The following is a 739-nucleotide window of genomic DNA, read 5'->3' as shown; positions in this document are numbered from 1 at the left end:
CGATGCGCCAGAAATTTCATCATCCACTCATGATCCATGTGATTGAAAAAGCCGCGAATATCTGCGTCTACCACATAGCGTATGGGTTCTTTCATGATGATCCGGTCGAGCGCCCTAATGGCATCATGTTGGCTTCTTCCGGGGCGAAATCCAAACGAATATTCCATGAAATCCTGCTCGTAAATCGCTTGCAGAATCTGGTTTATTCCGTGTTGTACGATCTTATCCTCGTAGGAAGGGATACCTAGCGGGCGCATGCTTTTCTCATCTTTTGGGATGTATGTCCTTCGAGAAGCTTGAGGTTTGTACGCATTACGTTTCATTCTGGCTATGAGATCGTCCAGATTTTCCTCAAGCTGCTCTCCATATGCATCCTTCGTGACTTTATCGATTCCCGTCGCTTTGTCTGCTGGTAGCTTTGTATGGCTATCCATCAGCATTTGTTTATTAAGTAGGTGGGCTAAGGCTGTGAACCTTTCTTGCGGTCTTGCTTTGGCAATCTCTGCTATTCTTGCTAGTTTCGTTTCCATTTTTTTTCTCCGCCTCTGTGTGCTGTAAATGTGTCTCTACCAAGATCGGTAACATGTAGCGCCTTCCCTCCGCCGACATTACATCGGTTTCTTTGGTACTATGCAGCTATCCGACTCCCTGCGCACCGTTTGGCATTCTCCTTTTTGATCAGTTGTTTGCCATACTCTCATGTGTTTTCCTAACGAGTACTCCTTCATGAAAGAGTCGC

1 protein-coding gene is annotated in these 739 nt (G+C 46.0%); it reads right to left on the bottom strand.

Going from position 1 to position 739, the window contains the following annotated elements; translation table 11 throughout:
* Window positions 1-530, bottom strand: a 530-nt coding sequence (locus tag IEY34_RS36335; RefSeq protein ID WP_268240231.1) for a reverse transcriptase domain-containing protein, incomplete at its 3' end; no start/stop codon positions are given.
* Window positions 531-739: the final 209 nt, after the last annotated feature.

Source organism: Paenibacillus marchantiophytorum, assembly GCF_014640555.1.
Taxonomy (GTDB): Bacteria; Bacillota; Bacilli; order Paenibacillales; family NBRC-103111; genus Paenibacillus_E; species Paenibacillus_E marchantiophytorum.
Note: the sequence above shows the minus strand (reverse complement) of the source record. Positions and strands in the feature narration are given on the sequence as shown.